Source organism: Streptomyces sp. NPDC043738, from assembly GCF_056436545.1.
This window is the reverse complement of the sequence record NZ_JBWKCJ010000032.1, coordinates 32,247-48,226: the sequence shown is the minus strand read 5'-3', so window position 1 is coordinate 48,226 and position 15,980 is coordinate 32,247. Positions and strand designations below refer to the sequence as shown.

Below are 15,980 nucleotides of genomic sequence, written 5' to 3'. Positions count from 1 at the left end.
GGCGCCCCCGGGGCCTGCCCTCAGGGGAGACGCCGGCTCGGACCCGCCCTAGCAGCGTTCCGCCACCGCCCGGACGCATCGCACGGCCTCCGCCAGCTCCTCGGCGGGGGCCACTTTCGCGTCAGAGTGTCCGGCGTCGCCGGCCGGGCGGGCGGCCGCGGCCCGCAGCGCCTCGACCAGATCGTGTCCGGCCACCGCCAGCTGGTCGCCGGCCGCGAACATCCCGGCGTCCGGCAGCTCCCGCGGGGGCTCCCCGGGCCGCTCGATCAGCTGCGCACGGGTCGCCAACCGCCGTGCCAGCTCAAGCCCTTCGGCCGCGGCGCCGCGGCTGAGTCTGCTCTGCGGCAGCGATCTGAGGCGGTCGGCCAGGGCGTCCACGGCGGTCTGCAAAGGGGTCACGTCAAGCACGCCGTGAGCCTATGCGCCACTCCCGGGTGGTTGCCAACGGCAGAACGCTCAGGCACGGTGTGCTGAAGAACCAGCATCGACCGCGTCCGGAGGCGCCGATGTCTCAGCTCTTCTCCGAAGAGACCCACCGGAATCTGCTCTCCCGTATCCCGGACTGCACCGGCCGGGAAATCTCCGAATGGCTCCGCACCGTTGACGAAGGCCCCGCCTTCTTCCGTTTCGACGAAAAGGTCAGCTGGCTCCGTGGCGAGCACAACCTCGCGTACGGGCACGCCAAGGCGATCGTCCATGAACACGACCTCAGGCGCGCTGCGCGGAAGTTCTGACCCGATGACGGGCTTAGGCCTGTCCGGCTCGGGACACGCGACACACCACTCGCGCACGACGAAGGGCGAAGGGCCCGCAGGCGAACGCCTGCGGGCCCTTCGTGTGTCGTGCGCCGTGGCGGCCGACCGTGTCAGTCGCCCCGGAGGATCGAGATCAGCCGCAGCATCTCCATGTAGATCCACACCAGCGTCATGGTCAGGCCGAACGCCGCGAGCCAGGACTCCTCACGCGGGGCGCCGTAGGCGATGCCGTCCTCGACCTGCTTGAAGTCCAGGGCCAGGAACAGCGCGCCGAGGACCACGCCCACGATGCCGAAGACGATGCCCAGGCCGCCGCTGCGGAAGCCGAGGCCTTCGCCGCCGCCGAACACCATGAACATCAAGTTGACCAGCGACAGCAGGACGAAGCCCATCGCCGCGATCATCACGAAGCGGGTGAAGCGGGCGGTGACCCGCACGATCCGCGTCTTGTAGGCGACCAGCATGGCGACGAACACCGCCATCGTGCCCAGCACCGCCTGCATGGGGGCGCCGTTCAGCTTCGGCACGTCGTTGATGAAGCCGCTGAGCGCGCCGAGGAAGACGCCCTCCAGGGCCGCGTACGCCAGGATCAGCGCGGGCGACGGCTTGCGCTTGAACGACTGCACCAGCGCCAGCACCATCGCCACCAGGCCGGCGCCGATGGCGAAGCCGAGGTTCTCGGTCAGGAACAGCCAGCCGACGGTGGCACCGGCGACGACCGTGCCGAGCGTCATGCCCGTCCGTGCGACGACGTCGTCCATCGTCATCGGGCGGGACTGCGGCGCGTACTGCGGCGGTGCCTGGGTTACGGACTGCTGGTCCTGGGCGTAGGGGTTGCCGCCCTGCGCGTAGGGGTTCGTGCCGGCGTACGGGTTCGCGGTGGGGCCCCCGGCCTGCTGCGGTGCGTTGAAGCCCGCGTAGCCGGTGTCGCGGCTGAACCCCCGACGCGAGAAGACCGGGTTGCTGCTCCTCATCTCACTCCTCCATGGCCGCCCTGCGCGGCCTTGACGGCAAGCGTAATGGCTTGGCAAAGGCGCGTCGCTAGTTCTTGAGCAGGATCTTTCCCCGAACCGGGTGCGACACGTCCTCCAGGAGGAGGACGTCCGGGACGCCGCGAAGGTGCCCGGCAGGCGGCGGACGTGGCCGGGCCGCGGGCCGCTCCGCCGCATGCGCACACCCGCCGCCTCCGACATTCCGGGTATTCGATCTCGGGCCGCCGCTGCCGACCGGCCATTTCCCTCCGTACCGGCGCCGCATGGAATCCGATAAATGTCTGATCGCAAGGGCACCGCACCCCGTCGGGCAACGCACGTCACATGCCCGCAGGCAACCGATTCAGCGGAGCGGCCGTCTTCCCTTCCGGCCGGAACCTGCCCGGTGGATGGATCTCCTGAGATGACGCATGGTCAAGATCCGAACACCGAAGTGCCCCTTCACGCTGCACCGATGGCTTACTGTATGTAGCGGTGCGGGCGCGATCGGTTGTAATCCAAGGGTGCAAACGGGTCTATTCTGGCGGAAAACAGTTGCGAAAGAGGGTTGAGGTGCCTGTGCCTGACGTCTCAGTAGTCGTCATCGTCTACAACGACGCCGACCGGTTGCCGACCGCAGTCCAGTCCGTACTGGACCAAACGCTCCGGGACGTCGAGGTGGTGATCGTCGACGACTGCAGCACCGACCGCTCTTTCGAAGTGGCGCAACACCTCGCGGCCACCCGTCCCGGCCGCGTCAGAGCCTTCCAGCTGCCGGAGAACAGCGGCGCGGGAGGCGAGCCGCGCAACGCCGGCATCCAGCACGCCACGGGCCGCTACGTCATGTTCCTGGACAGCGACGACGTCCTGGAACCCAACGCGTGCCGGAATATGCTGGAGGCCGCCGAGGAAACCGGATCGGACATCGTCTCCGGTCTGTGCGTCCGGCTGCACAAGGACACCCGCAACCAGAAGCGGGACGAGTGGTACGCCTGGCTCTATTCCACGACCCGTACGCTCGAATCCGTAACGGAATTGCCGGACCTGTTCGTGTGGGACACCCTTTCCACGAACAAGTGCTATCGGCGCGAGTTCCTCCTCGAGAACGACCTCCGTTTCCCCAAGGGAATGTTCTACGAGGACCTGATGTTTATCGCCGACGCCTATCTCGCGGCGCGGCGCATCACCCTGATTCCCAATCAGGTCTACTTCTGGCATGTGTTCGAGCGGGCCGCCGTGAAATCGGTGACGAACCGCCGGCACGAAATGACGAACTATGCGCACCGGCTGGAAATCCACCGGCGTATCGACGCATTGCTGGCCGAACGCGGGCTGACCGAGATGCGGCTCGCCAAGGACGTGAAGTTCCTGAAGCACGACCTGGTGCTGCATCTGCGGGATCTGCCGTTCCGGGACGAGTCCTACCGCCGGGAATTCGCCGAACTCTCCCGTGAATACCTCGCGGGCATCGCCCCCGAGGCGTACGAGCGCGTACAGCCGATTCAGGCCATCTGCGCCTACCTGCTCCAGCAGGGTGACTGGGACAATCTGATCCCGGCGGTCGACACGCTCATCAACCGCGACAAGCTCTCCTCGCCGCTCGCCGAGAACGACGGCCGGATCTACTGGTGCGACGGCCACCTCGACGACGCATTCGGCCGCGAGGTGCTGGACGTCACCGACATCGGCTACCACGAGAAGTCGGTCGACAAGCTGTTCCTGCGCAATCAGCTGACCCGTTACCGCCAGTCGGGCGGGTCCGTCTCCCTGACCGGCCGGATCACCAATCCGCTCGGCGTCATCCCGCCGGGAGCCCGGCTCACGGGCGAGCTGGAGTTCAGCGCCCGGCGACGCAGTCTGCAGTCCTTCCGCTTCCCGGTGCGCGCGGTGCGCCACGACGGCGACGGCATCCACTGGGAGGCCGCGGCGGACCTCACCGCCAAGCTGCGCCCGCTGGGCATCGTCGACAGCATCTGGGACGTCCGGCTGCGCCTGGACGTGGACGGGGTGCGCACCACCACCCGGCTCACCGTTGCCGACACCGAACTGTCGGGCGGGCTGCCGATCCGCCCGCGGCTGACGCGGATGGTCGCCGACCACCTGGAGCCGCATGCCTCCGCCAAGGGGCATCTGGCGTTCCGCCTGGTCAGCGAGGGCCGCAACGCCGAGCGCGTACAGGAGCTGATCACCCGCGGGGTGCGCGGCACGCCGGGAACGCTGGCCAAGACCGGCTACCGCAAGGCCAAGGCGCTGCGCAAGAAGGTCACCTCCGGTGACGCCAAGCTCCGCGCCTACCACGAGGTCTTCAGCCGGCTGCCCGTCAAGAAGCGCACGGTGGTCTTCGAAAGCCATCTGGGCAAGCAGTACAGCGACAGCCCGCGCGCCATCTACGAGGAGATGCGCCGGCAGGGCCTGGACTTCGAGGCGATCTGGTCGTACGCCGGCTCCCCGAAGGACTTCCCCAAGGACGTCACCCTCGTACGGCGCTGGTCGCTGCCGTACCTCAAGGCGCTGGCCCAGGCCGAGTTCTGGGTGGACAACCAGAGCTACCCGCTCAAGCTCACCAAGCGCCCGGAGACCACCTACATCCAGACCTGGCACGGTTCGGCGCTGAAGAACATGGGCTTCGACCAGCCGGCGCTGAAGGCGCAGACCCGGCAGCAGCAGGCCGAGCAGCAGCTCTCCCTGGACCGCTTCGACCGCTTCCTGATCCGCTCCGAACACGATGTCCACACCCTGGCCAAGGCGTTCCGGCTCAAGGAGAAGACCCTGCTGCGCGTGGGGTACCCGCGCAATGACGCGCTGGTGCGCGCCCGGCAGCGGGAGGCGGAGCTGGGACGGCGTGAACGCGGCCCGCTGGCCGCGGAGTTGGGCATTTCCGAGGACAAGACCGTGCTCCTTTACGCACCGACCTTCCGCAAGGCGGGGGGCCGGCACGGGCGCTTCGCATTGCCCTTCGACGTGGAGCGTTTCGCCGACCAGTTCGGCGACCGCTATGTCCTGCTGGTGCGTTCGCACTACCTCAATCACGTGGTGCTGCCGCCGACCGTGCAGGGCCGGGTCATCGACGTATCGGCGCGCCATGACGTGACGCCGATCCTGGAGCTGGCCGACGGTTTGATCACGGACTATTCGTCGGTGATGTTCGATTATGCGCTGCTCGACCGGCCGCTGATGTTCTTCACCTACGACTACGACGAATACGTCCACGAGGGCCGGGGTACGTACTTCGATCTGCTGGAGCACGCGCCGGGCCCGGTGGTCCGCACCGAGGACGAATTCCACGAGACGCTCAAGTCGTTCGAGACGCAGGCGCTGGAATACGCGAAGCGCCGCCAGGAATTCGTCGCCAAGTTCGGGGAATACGACCGGGGCGACGCCGCCAAGAGCATCGTCGACCAGTTCTTTGCGCAGTGGAGCCGTTGATGACCAAGTCGTACGCAGCCGGACCGCGGGACATCTTCTTCGTCTCCAACAGCGTCAACGAGATGGGCGGCATCACCAGCTGGTCGCACCAGATGGCGCGCCTGTTCAGCGAGCGGGGCCACCGGGTGCACATCGTCGGCATCGTGCCGCCGCCCGAGGGGCGGGTCCACGAACTCGCCGACGACCTGCCGTTCCGGACCACCACGCTCTACACCGACCACCCGCCGACCGTGCGCCCCGTACGCGGCCTCAAGGACCGGCTCAACATCGCCGAGCAGCGCCGCCGGGCCGCCCGGGAGGCCGGCATGCACGAGCAGGCGGCCAAGATGAGCGCGCTGTTCCGGGCGGCCGAGCCGGGCGGAGTGGTGATCGTCACCCAGGTCTGGGCGATGGAGTGGGTCGCACTGGCCGACACCGCGGGGCTGACGGTGATCGGTATGAGCCATGAATCGTTCGAGACCTGCCGCAAGTCGTCCCGATTCGGTCGCGTCAAGCGGTTTTACGCGGACGTCGACCGGATGCTGACGCTCACCCGCGAGGACGCCGACCGCTGGATCCGGCAGCGGATGGACAATGTCGGCTTCATGCCGAACCCGCTGCCGTTCTTCCCCGACGTCCCCTCGGACCGGTCCCGCAAGTGCGTGGTCAGCATCGGCCGGCTCCACGAGGAGAAGGGCGTGGACCTGCTGCTGGAGGCCTGGGCGAAGGTCGCTCCCCAGCACCCGGACTGGACGCTGCGGATCTACGGCTCCGGCGAGGAGGCCGAGCCGCTGCGCAAGCTGGCGGCGGAGCTGGGAGTGACCGCGTCGGTCGAGTGGATGGGGCGCACCGCCGACGTCCCCGGGGCCCTGCGGGAGAGCGCGGTGTTCGCGCTGAGTTCGCGCGGTGAGGGCTTCCCGCTGGCTCCGATGGAGGCGATGGCGACCGCCGTGCCCTGTGTGGCCTTCGATGTGGCGCCCGGCGTCCACGAGATCATCACGGACGGCGAGGACGGACTCCTGGCCCCTCCGGGCAATATCACCGAATTCGCCCGGCATCTCGACACCCTGATGTCCGACAAGGAGCTTCGGGACGCGATGGGCGAAGCCGCGCGGGAGAACATCCAGCGGTTCTCCACGGAGGAGATTGTCGGCCGCTGGGAGAGCCTGTTCGCGCTTGTGGAGCGCTGAGCCGACCACACACAAAGCGATGAGGGCCGCCGGCATTCACCGGCGGCCCTCATCGTTGAATTTTCAGCCAGTCGCCCGCCTTTGGCCCGCCGCTCGCGGGAGTGCCCGGAGCCGGACTTGAACCGGCACGGCCCGTAGGCCAGCGAGGTTTAAGCTCGCCGTGTCTGCATTCCACCATCCGGGCCTGGGATCCCCCATGCCACCTCAAAGAGGGCAGCACGAGCGTAGCCCGCAGTGCACGACGCGGATCGGCCACTCATCCCGAGGTTGTCTTATTTTATTGGCAACTGAGGGCGCATCAGCGCTGGTACAGGCCTTAGGCACATGCCTGAGGCCTGCCTTTGCCAGGACCCGCCGCGGCGCAAATTCGTGCTCGAATTGACGTAAACTCGACGCCCCGTCAGCGCCGCTCTCACCCCTGCGGGTGGCCCCCTCGGACGGCCCGCGACGCCGGGCCGGCGTCAGGGTTCCGTCTCCTCCCCAGGGATGACCACACGGCCCACGGATACGCCCCAGGGCTGGCCGAGGACGGTCACAGGGGTTGACGTCCACCCCCCTTCTCCTGACCCACGATGGAAACCGTCCGCTTGATGTCCGCGGTGTGCGCCCACCGGCCGCCCGCGGAGCAGATGGCCCCTCGTCCCGACAGGAGCTCCTTCCCGTGACCACCACCCACTCCGGCGTCTCCACCGCCAGCCGCGCCACCGCGGTGGCCGCCCGCGCCACGGATCTCACCAAGGTCTACGGACAGGGCGAGACCCAGGTGGTCGCCCTGGACGCGGTCTCCGTCGACTTCCGGCAGGCCCAGTTCACCGCGATCATGGGCCCCTCCGGGTCCGGCAAGTCGACCCTGATGCACTGCATGGCCGGGCTGGACGCGATCTCCCGCGGCTCGGCCAGGATCGGCGACATCGAACTGACCGGCCTGAAGGACAAGAAGCTCACCCAGCTGCGGCGCGACAAGATCGGCTTCATCTTCCAGGCGTTCAACCTGCTGCCGACCCTGAGCGCCCTGGAGAACATCACCCTGCCCATGGACATCGCCGGCCGTAAGCCCGACCGCGCCTGGCTGGACCGCGTGGTGGAGACCGTCGGGCTGAGCGGCCGCCTCAAGCACCGCCCCAGCCAGCTCTCCGGCGGACAGCAGCAGCGCGTCGCGGTCGCCCGTGCGCTCGCGTCCCGGCCCGAGATCATCTTCGCCGACGAGCCCACCGGAAACCTCGACTCCCGCTCCGGCGCCGAGGTGCTGGGCTTCCTGCGCAACTCCGTGCGCGAACTGGGCCAGACCGTGGTGATGGTGACCCACGACCCGGTCGCCGCCTCCTACGCGGACCGCGTGATATTCCTCGCCGACGGCCGGATCGTCGACGACATGCCCGACCCGACCGCCGACATGGTGCTCGAACGCATGAAGGGCTTCGACGCCAAGGGGCGTACGAGCTGACCGGCAGCAGCCACCCGCAACCCGGACCTCTCCTCCAGGACTGACCCACCCATGTTCCGTACCGCCTTGCGCAATGTGCTTGCGCACAAGGCCCGGCTGCTGATGACCGTCCTCGCCGTGATGCTCGGCGTGGCCTTCGTCTCCGGCACCCTGGTCTTCACCTCGACCATCTCCGACGCGTTCCAGGCCAGCTCCCAAAAGGGCTACGACAACGTCGACGTCGCCATCCAGCCGAAGTCACCGGACAACGGCGGCGGCGCGCCCGGCGCGGTCCCCCGCCTCGACCACAAGCTGCTCGAGGCGGCCGGCCGGGTTCCCGGCGCCGCCTCCGTGACCGGCACCGTCTCCGGCTTCACCGCCATCGCCGACAAGCAGGGCGAGCTGATCGGCGACGGCTTCTCGACCCGCGGCGGCAACTACTTCCCCGGCGACGACGGCAAGGACGCCCGCTACCCGATGCGCAGCGGCGCCGCCCCCACGGGCGCGCACGAGTTCGCGCTGGACGCGCATACCGCCGCCAAGGCCGGCTACAAGGTCGGCGACACCGTCCGGATCTCCGTCGACGGACCGGTCCGCGAGCAGAAGCTGACCGGCGTCTTCACCACCGACGACGGCACCGTCGCAGCCGGTGGCAGCCTCGCGCTGTTCGACACCCGCACCGCCCAGCAGCTGTTCGCGACGCCGGGCACCTTCAGCGAGATCGACGTCAAGGCCGCGCCGGGCACCTCCCAGACGGCCCTGAAGGACGCGATCGACAAGGTGCTGCCCAAGGACGGCGCCGAGGCCACCACCGGCAAGCAGCTCGCCGACGAGCAGGCCAAGATGATCGCCGAGAGCATGGACGGCATGAAGACCGGCCTGCTCGTCTTCGCCGGTATCGCGCTCTTCGTCGGCGTCTTCATCATCGCCAACACCTTCACCATGCTGGTCGCCCAGCGCACCAAGGAGCTGGCGCTGCTGCGCGCGGTCGGCGCGAGCCGCCGGCAGGTGACCCGGTCGGTGCTCATCGAGGCGTTCGTCGTCGGCGCGGTCGCCGCGGTCACCGGCCTGGCCGCCGGCATCGGCATCGGCGCCGGCATGCGCGCCCTGATGAGCTCCACCGGCGCCACGGTCCCCGACGGCCCGCTGGTCGTCTCGCTCTCCACGGTCCTGATCTCGCTGCTGGTCGGCATCGTCGTCACGGTCCTGGCCGCCTGGCTGCCGGGCCGGCGCGCCGCGAAGATCCCGCCGGTCGCCGCGATGAACAGCGTGCACGCCACCGCCACCACCAAGTCGCTGGTGGTCCGCAACACCATCGGTGCCCTGTTCGCGGGCGCCGGTGCGGCCGGCGTCCTGGTGGCCACCGGCATGGACGACGGCAAGGCCGTGATGTCCGGCGGCGCGGGGCTGCTGCTGATCGGTGTGTTCATCCTGACGCCGCTGCTGTCCCGCCCGCTGATCGCGCTGGCCGCTCCCGTACTGCGCGCCTTCGGGATCTCCGGCTCGCTCGCCCGGCAGAACGCGGTCCGCAACCCGCGCCGTACGGCCGCCACGGCATCCGCGCTGATGGTCGGGCTGACGCTGATCACCGGCATGACGGTGATCGCGGGCAGCGTGCAGAAGGGCATCGACAAGATGGCCACCGAGGCGCTCAAGGCCGACTACGTCGTCTCCATGGCCAGCCGGACGCCCCTCTCCTCCGACGTGGCGAAGAAGATCGCCGCCCTGGACGAGGTCACCGCGTCCAGCCCGCTGCGCAACTCCCCGTCCCGCGTCGGCACCGACACCCAGTACCTGACCGGCGTCGACGGCAAGGACTTCGGCAAGCTCACCCGGCTCGACTTCGTCAAGGGCTCGCTGGGCGACCTGCGCGGCGACCGGACCGTGGTGGACGAGGCCACCGCCAAGGAGAAGGGCTGGCAGCCCGGCTCCCGCTTCCCGGTGACGTTCGAGGACGGCAAGAAGGGCACGCTGACGGTCTCCGGTGTCTACCAGGGCAACGAGATGATCAGGGGCATCATCCTGGACAACGCCACGCTGGCCCCGCACCAGAAGCAGATCACCGATATGCAGGTGATGGTCAAGACCAAGGACGGCGCCACCGACGCCGCCAAGGACTCGCTGGTCAAGGCGCTCGGCAAGAACCCGGCGATCTCCGTCGCGGACAAGAAGGACGTCTCCGACGGCATAGCCCAGATGTTCAACCTGATGCTGAACATGCTCTACGGGCTGCTGGCGATGGCCGTGATCGTCGCGGTGCTCGGGGTCATCAACACCCTGGCGATGTCGGTCTTCGAACGCTCACAGGAGATCGGCATGCTGCGCGCCATCGGCCTGGACCGGCGCGGCATCAAGCGCATGGTCCGCCTGGAGTCGCTGGTGATCTCCCTGTTCGGCGGAGTGCTCGGCATCGGCCTGGGCGTGTTCTTCGGCTGGGCGGCCGGCGAACTGATCGGCGGCTCGCTGCCGACGTACGAGCTGGTCCTGCCCTGGGCGCGGATCGGCGTCTTCCTCGCCCTGGCCGCACTCGTCGGCGTACTGGCCGCACTGTGGCCGGCCCGCCGGGCGGCGAGGCTCAACATGCTGGCGGCGATCAAGGCGGAGTAGTGCGGTGTCGTGGGGGGGGGGGGGGGGGGGGGGGGGGGGGGGGGGGGGGGGCCCCCCCCCCCCCCCCCCCCCCCCCCCCCCCCCCCCCCCCCCCCCACCGGCGCGTCAGCCCTTCCACACCCGCGTCCGCAACGGCACCCCGGAGGCCCCGCTCTCCGGTGTCCGGATGGCCAGGACCTGGTTGACTCCTATCCGGTTCCGCTCGAAGGACAGGGCCGACGCGGCCATGTACAGCCGCCAGACCCGGGCCCGCCCCGCGGACGTCAGGCGCACCGCCTCGTCCCAGCGCGCCTCCAGGTTGGCGACCCAGCTGCGCAGCGTCAGCGCGTAGTGCTCCCGGATCGCCTCCACGTCCCGTACCTCGAACCCGGCCTCCTCCAGCTGGCCGGCCGTCCGGCCGACCGGCGCCAGCTCCCCGTCCGGGAAGACATAGCGGTCGATGAACTCGTCGACCCGGTAGGTCTCCTCGTCCGCCAGCGGACGCCGGGCGATCTGGTGGTTCAGCAGCCGCCCGCCGGGCCTGAGCAGGTCGTACAGCGCGCTCGCGTACTCCGCGTACTGGGCCCGCCCGACGTGCTCGGCCATCCCGATCGAGGAGATCGCGTCGAACGGCTCGTCCTTGATCTCGCGGTAGTCCTGCACCCGGATCTCGATCCGGTCGGCGAGCCCGGCGTCGGCGATCCGCTTGCGGGCGAAGGTGGCCTGCTCCTCGGAGAGGGTGATGCCGACCGCCCGTACGCCGTACTCGCGGGCCGCGTGCAGCACCATCGAGCCCCAGCCGCAGCCCACGTCCAGCAGCCGCTGGCCCTCCTTGAGGCCGAGCTTGCGGCAGATCAGGTCGAGCTTGTCGCGCTGGGCGTCCTCCAGGGTGGCGTCCGGCCCCTCCCAGTAGGCGCAGGAGTAGACCATGGACGGGCCGAGCACCAGCGCGTAGAAGTCGTTTCCGACGTCGTAGTGGTGGCTGATGGCTTCCTTGTCGCGCCGCAGGGTGTGCAGCGGTCCGCGGCGGCGCCGGACCTCCTCGGCGGGCGGCGTGGGCGGCACCGGGGCGCCGGCCAGGGTGAGCAGCTCCCGGGCGGCGGCGCGGATCTCCGGCCGGGCCAGCGCGCGCAGTACGGCGGCGCGCTGCGGCTTGGGGGCGTCGTCGCGCTCCCAGATCATCCCGGCGAGCAGGTCGAGCGCCGCGTAGAGGTCCCCGTCGACGTCGATGTCGCCGGCGACCCAGGCGCGGGCCAGGCCCAGTTCGCCGGGCTTGAACAGCAGCCGGCGCAGCGCACGGCGGTTGCGGATGACGAGTACGGGTGCCCCCGGCGGGCCGGCCTCGCTACGGTCCCAGGCGCGGATGCGCACCGGGAGCGGGCTTCCCAGCACCTCCTCGGCGAGCTTGGTGAGCCGTCCAGCGGCGTCGGCCATGTCGCACACCTCCGTGTTGACGAGTCGGGCAAAGAAGTTTCACCCACCACGTAAACGCCAATGGGGCGCCCGGATAGTCCCGTTCACACGCAAGAGAACCGCAAACAGCCCGCTTTTCGCCAGAGCGGACACGCCGAAGGGCGCCCGCCCCACGGATGGCGGACGCCCTTCGGGCTGGTCGGAGTAGCCGACCGGGGTTTCAGGAAGCCTTGGCCTTCGGCTTGTCGCCGGCGCCGGCCGCGGCCGGCGCGGGGGCCGGCTTGGCCGCCTCGTAGAACTCCTCGCGGGGGTTCTCCATGGCGCCGAGCGAGACGACCTCGCGCTTGAGGAACATGGCGAGCGTCCAGTCGGCGAAGACCCGGATCTTGCGGTTGAACGTCGGCATCGCCATGCCGTGGTACGCGCGGTGCATGTACCAGGCGAGACGGCCCTTGAGCTTGATCTTCATCTTGCCCATGACGATCATCGCGACGCCCTTGTGCAGGCCCAGACCGGCAACCGCACCCTTGTTGGCGTGGCTGTACTCCTTCTGCGGGAAGCCCCGCATGCCGGAGACCACGTTGTCGCCGAGGACCTTGGCCTGCCGCAGCGCGTGCTGCGCGTTCGGCGGGCACCAGGCGTTCTCGTTGCCGCTCTTGCGGCCGACCAGGTCCGGGACCTGGGCGTTGTCGCCCGCGGCCCAGATGTAGTCGGTGCCCTGCACCTGGAGGGTGGCGGCGGTGTCGACGTGACCGCGCGGGCCGAGCGGCAGACCGAAGCGGGACAGCGCCGGGTTGGGCTTGACGCCAGCGGTCCACACGATGGTGTTGGAGTCGACCTCGAGGCCGTTGTTGAGCTTCACATGACCGTCGACGCAGGAGTCCATGCCGGTCTTGAGGTAGATCTCGACGCCGCGGCTCTCCAGGTGCTCCTTGCCGTAGGCACCGAGCTTGGGGCCGACCTCGGGGAGGATCTTGTCGGCGACGTCGACCAGCAGGAAGCGCATGTCCTCGCGCTTGACGTTGCTGTAGTACTTCGCGGCGTCGCGGGCCATGTCCTCGACCTCGCCGACGGTCTCCGCGCCCGCGAAGCCACCGCCGATGAAGACGAAGGTCAGGGCCTTGCGGCGGACCTCTTCGTCGGTCGTGGAGTCGGCCTTGTCCAGCTGCTCCAGGACGTGGTTGCGCAGGCCGATGGCCTCTTCCACGCCCTTCATGCCGATGCCGTTCTCGGCCAGGCCGGGAATGGGGAAGGTGCGGGAGACCGCGCCCATCGCGATGACCAGATAGTCGAAGGGCAGCTCGTACGCCTCGCCCACCAGCGGGGCGATCATGGCGACCTTGCGGTCCTGGTCGATGGTGGTGACCCGGCCGGTGAGGACCTCCGCCTTGGGAAGCACGCGTCGCAGCGGGACGACGACATGCCGCGGGGAGATGCTGCCGGCGGCGGCTTCGGGCAGGAAGGGCTGATAGGTCATGTACGACCGCGGGTCGACGACCGTGACGGTCGCCTCGCCGTAGCGCATCTTCTTGAGGATGCGCCGAGCTGCGTACAGGCCTACGTACCCACCGCCTACTACGAGGATCCTGGGACGCTCCGTGGTGCTCATGCATCGAGTATCCACCCCCACATGGGGGGTCGCTCGTGAGCCCCTTCACAAGCACTGAGGGGGCATCTGCTACACTCCGCCGGCTTCGTGACCGACGCCATAGTGCGCAGTGGAACCACCGTAGGGCCCGAGGCGTTGGAGACCCCCGTTGATCAGGGCATGTCGGGCCCCGGGCGACTGAACCACTCCTTCCGGGAGTGGACCGCTCACGCTCCGACACCCACGCATCCTCCGGGTCGAAGGGTCTTAGGACCTTCGAATGAGGGTCGGACGAGCAGATTGTTCGCCCAACAGGAGGCTTTTTCATGTGAAGGATTTCACGAACTTTCTTCGCGGACCCCTCCGCGGAACCCTCGAAAGCCCCCCGGAACGCGCTCGGACGGGCATCCCGCCCGCTCAAGACGCCGGTCGGCAGAGGCCGTTGCCGACCCCTGCCGCACCCGTGCGCACCCCCGCCGGCGACTCAGCCGGCGATGCTCCAGGCGATGCCGTCGAGGATGTCGTGCTCGCTGACGACGACCTCCTCGGCCCCCGTCCGCTCCATGATCGACAGCAGTACGAGCGCGCCCGCGCCGATCACATCGACCCGGCCCGGGTGCATGACGGGGATGGCCGCCCGCTCGGCGTGGGTGGCCGACAGCAGCTGCTCGGTGATCTCGCGGACCTTCGCCACCGAGATCCGCGCGTGGTGGATGGCCTCGGAGTCGTAGTGGTCCAGGCCCAGCGCGATACCGGCGACGGTGGTGACCGAACCGGCCAGGCCCACCAGCGTGGCGGCCTCGCTCAGCGGGACGGTCCGCTCCGCCCGGTCCAGCGCCGCGGCGATGTCCGCCTTCATGGCGGTGATCTGCGCCGGGGCCGGCGGGTCGCTGATCTCTCCCCCGTGCAGCAGGTGCCGCTCGGTCATCCGCACGCAGCCGACGTCGACGGAGCACGCGGCGCGGTAGGAAGTGCGCGGCGAGGCGTCCTGGGAGTCGCCGAGGACGAACTCGGTCGAGCCGCCGCCGATGTCCACCACCAGGAAGGGCTTGGCCAGGTCCGGGCGGCCCGCCAGTTCCTTGGTGGCGCCGTTGAAGGAGAACTCCGCCTCCTGGTCACCGGTGATCACCTCGGGCTCCACGCCCAGGATGTCCACGACGCCGCGGACGAAGTCCTCGCGGTTCTCCGCGTCCCGGGAAGCGGAGGTGGCCACGAAACGGACCTGCTGCGCGCCCAGGCCGGCGATCACCGCGGCGTACTCCCGGCAGGCCGCGAAGGTCCGCTCCAGCGCCTCCGGCGACAGCCGCCCCGTACGGTCCACGCCCTGGCCCAGGCGGACGATCTGCATCCGGCGGTCGAGGTCCTTCAGTTCCCCCGTCACCGGGTCCGCGTCCGCGACGAGCAGGCGGATGGAGTTCGTACCGCAGTCGATGGCGGCGACCCGCTTCACTGGGAACCTCCCTTGTCGTCCTCGGCGCAGGGGCTCACACACGGCCCCTTCTTCCACCACTCCGGCAGCATCGCGATGGCCTCGTCCCCGAGCGGGTTGACGCCGGGGCCGGCCGCCAGCGAGTGGCCGACGAGGACGTGCAGGCACTTGACCCGGTCGGGCATGCCGCCCGCGCTCGGGAAGCCCTGGAGCACCTCGATGGCGTCCCGCCGCCGGATGTAGTCCTCGTGGGCCGCGCGGTAGGCGGCGGCCAGCTCCGGGTCGGTCGCCAGCCGCTCGGACATCTCCTTCATCACGCCGTTGGCCTCCAGCGTGCCGATCGCGGAGGCCGCGCGCGGGCAGGTGAGGTAGTAGAGCGTGGGGAAGGGCGTGCCGTCCTCCAGGCGCGGCGCCGTCTCGACGACGTCCGGCTGGCCGCACGGGCAGCGGTGCGCGATGGCGCGCAGCCCGCGGGGCGGGCGGCCGAGCTGCTCCTTGAAGGCCGCGATGTCCGCGGCGGTGGGCTCGGTGGGCTCGGTCTGGGGCGGAGGGGTTTCCATGTGCGCTTTCGGTGAGGTGGGTGGTGAGGCGGCGGTGCGGACCGCCTGGTGTCGACAGTACGGGCTGCCCCGCGCCGGCGGTACGGCCCGCGGCGCACCGGCGTACGGGGCTCGGCACTACCGCTTGTCGGCCGCGTCGACGGCGCTCCACAGATTCTCGTACCAGGGGCGCCGCGCCGCCTGCGGTCCCTTCGGGGCGGCGGCGGAACCGGAGCCGTCCTGGACGAGGTAGCCGGTCTCCCCCGGCATGACGTAGTGCAGCTGCCGACGGGCCTGCTGGCGTACGTACTCCGGGTCCTGCCACCGGGCCCGCTGCTCACGCAGCCGGTCCAGCTCGGCACCGGCGTCCTGGGCCTTGCGGCGCTGTTCGGCGATGTCGGAGCGCTGGGAGATGTACTGCCTTATGGGGTACGCGAGGGCGACCACCAGGGAGCACATCACCAGCGCCAGCAGGGCGGCGCGGCCGGTGAGGCGGTTGCGTCGGGGCGGGCGGGCTCGGTAGACGCGGGCGGCGGCCTGCTCGCCGAGCGCCTTGAGTCGGGTCGCGGTCGAGAACCGGTCCGCGGGCACGTCGTCTCCCCTTCACTGACTGACGCCGGACTGCAAAAGCGGGTACGTCCCCGGCAACGGTACGGGACCGTCGCCGGGGACGTACGAGGC

At 69.7% G+C, this 15,980-nt stretch carries 12 protein-coding genes and 1 tRNA gene; 5 read left to right on the top strand and 8 right to left on the bottom strand.

Translation table 11 applies throughout. The annotated features are described in order from the left end of the window. Positions 1-48: 48 nt before the first annotated feature. Positions 49-408, bottom strand: coding sequence for a hypothetical protein (locus tag AC0680_RS31515; RefSeq protein ID WP_478635516.1), 360 nt, complete (start codon positions 406-408; stop codon positions 49-51). Between the two features lie 98 nt (positions 409-506). Between AC0680_RS31515 and AC0680_RS31510 the strand changes: the two genes are divergently transcribed. Beyond that, the gene (locus AC0680_RS31510; protein ID WP_384433449.1) at positions 507-734 is read left to right on the top strand and encodes a DUF4287 domain-containing protein; all 228 of its coding nucleotides are present in this window, start codon (positions 507-509) and stop codon (positions 732-734) included. A 131-nt stretch (positions 735-865) separates the two neighbouring features. On the opposite strand, the gene AC0680_RS31505 is transcribed toward AC0680_RS31510, so the two are convergent. After that, on the bottom strand, positions 866-1,729 hold the full coding sequence (locus tag AC0680_RS31505) for a Bax inhibitor-1/YccA family protein (protein ID WP_478635513.1): 864 nt from the start codon (positions 1,727-1,729) through the stop codon (positions 866-868). A 576-nt stretch (positions 1,730-2,305) separates the two neighbouring features. Here AC0680_RS31505 and AC0680_RS31500 point away from each other — a divergent pair. Both AC0680_RS31500 and AC0680_RS31495 read left to right on the top strand, forming a co-directional pair. Further along, positions 2,306-5,152: a bifunctional glycosyltransferase/CDP-glycerol:glycerophosphate glycerophosphotransferase gene (locus AC0680_RS31500; RefSeq protein WP_478635641.1), complete on the top strand. Its 2,847-nt coding sequence runs from the start codon at positions 2,306-2,308 to the stop codon at positions 5,150-5,152. Next, entirely contained in the window at positions 5,152-6,321 is a 1,170-nt protein-coding gene (locus AC0680_RS31495) for a glycosyltransferase (protein WP_478635512.1), read from the top strand. Before AC0680_RS31500 ends, AC0680_RS31495 begins: the two co-directional genes overlap by 1 nt. Before the next feature lie 102 nt (positions 6,322-6,423). Here the strand turns inward: AC0680_RS31495 and AC0680_RS31490 are convergent. Further along, positions 6,424-6,505 (bottom strand) — tRNA-Leu (locus tag AC0680_RS31490). 477 nt (positions 6,506-6,982) lie between these two features. Here AC0680_RS31490 and AC0680_RS31485 point away from each other — a divergent pair. Beyond that, the gene (locus AC0680_RS31485; protein ID WP_478635510.1) at positions 6,983-7,765 is read left to right on the top strand and encodes an ABC transporter ATP-binding protein; all 783 of its coding nucleotides are present in this window, start codon (positions 6,983-6,985) and stop codon (positions 7,763-7,765) included. Positions 7,766-7,816: 51 nt separating this feature from the next. Beyond that, on the top strand, positions 7,817-10,351 hold the full coding sequence (locus tag AC0680_RS31480) for an ABC transporter permease (RefSeq protein WP_478635507.1): 2,535 nt from the start codon (positions 7,817-7,819) through the stop codon (positions 10,349-10,351). Positions 10,352-10,456: 105 nt separating this feature from the next. Here AC0680_RS31480 and AC0680_RS31475 read toward each other — a convergent pair whose 3' ends face one another. The 5 genes from AC0680_RS31475 to AC0680_RS31455 all read right to left on the bottom strand — a co-directional run bounded on the left by AC0680_RS31475 (position 10,457) and on the right by AC0680_RS31455 (position 15,890). Continuing rightward, on the bottom strand, positions 10,457-11,764 hold the full coding sequence (locus AC0680_RS31475) for a class I SAM-dependent methyltransferase (protein WP_478635504.1): 1,308 nt from the start codon (positions 11,762-11,764) through the stop codon (positions 10,457-10,459). A 199-nt stretch (positions 11,765-11,963) separates the two neighbouring features. Further along, a complete protein-coding gene (locus AC0680_RS31470; RefSeq protein WP_478635501.1) occupies positions 11,964-13,352 on the bottom strand; it encodes an NAD(P)/FAD-dependent oxidoreductase in 1,389 nt (462 codons plus the stop codon). A gap of 463 nt (positions 13,353-13,815) precedes the next feature. Then, positions 13,816-14,781: a Ppx/GppA phosphatase family protein gene (locus AC0680_RS31465; protein WP_478635499.1), complete on the bottom strand. Its 966-nt coding sequence runs from the start codon at positions 14,779-14,781 to the stop codon at positions 13,816-13,818. Next, positions 14,778-15,320, bottom strand: coding sequence for a DUF501 domain-containing protein (locus tag AC0680_RS31460; RefSeq protein ID WP_478635496.1), 543 nt, complete (start codon positions 15,318-15,320; stop codon positions 14,778-14,780). The genes AC0680_RS31465 and AC0680_RS31460 overlap by 4 nt, the downstream gene beginning before the upstream one ends. A 117-nt stretch (positions 15,321-15,437) precedes the next feature. Next, positions 15,438-15,890 carry an FtsB family cell division protein gene (locus AC0680_RS31455; protein WP_384433385.1) on the bottom strand — a complete coding sequence of 151 codons (453 nt, stop codon included), beginning with the start codon at positions 15,888-15,890 and terminating at the stop codon, positions 15,438-15,440. Between the last annotated feature and the right edge of the window lie 90 nt (positions 15,891-15,980).